Here is a 380-nt window from a genome sequence, read left to right on the forward strand (position 1 = left end):
GCGCGCGACTGCCGCCACGCCTGCACGAACGACACCGACTCCAGCACGAACGCGATCGCGAGCACCAGGTACGCGACCGGGAAGTCGGTCGCCGGCTCGGGGTGGAGGAGCTCCTGCACGCCGTGCGTGACCGACACCCCGGCGCCGACCGCGAACAGCCCGATCGCGGCGAACATCGACCACACGTAGACCTCGCGGCCGTACCCGAACGGGTGCGCGGCGTCCGGTGTGCGCGCGGCGCGGCGCTGCGCGACCAGCAGGAAGACCTCGTTGCCGGTGTCCGCCCACGAGTGCGCGGCCTCGGCGAGCATCGACGCCGCGCCCGTCAGCACCGCCGCGACCGTCTTGGCCACGGCGACGAGCGCGTTGGCCGCGTGCTC

At 74.2% G+C, this 380-nt stretch carries 1 protein-coding gene; it reads right to left on the reverse strand.

Going from position 1 to position 380, the window contains the following annotated elements; all coding sequences use genetic code 11:
* On the reverse strand, nucleotides 1-380 hold a 380-nt coding region (locus G3I71_RS50060), incomplete at both ends, for a cation diffusion facilitator family transporter (protein WP_164325644.1).

This window comes from Streptomyces sp. SID12501 (genome assembly GCF_010550245.1).
Classification (GTDB): domain Bacteria; phylum Actinomycetota; class Actinomycetes; order Streptomycetales; family Streptomycetaceae; genus Streptomyces.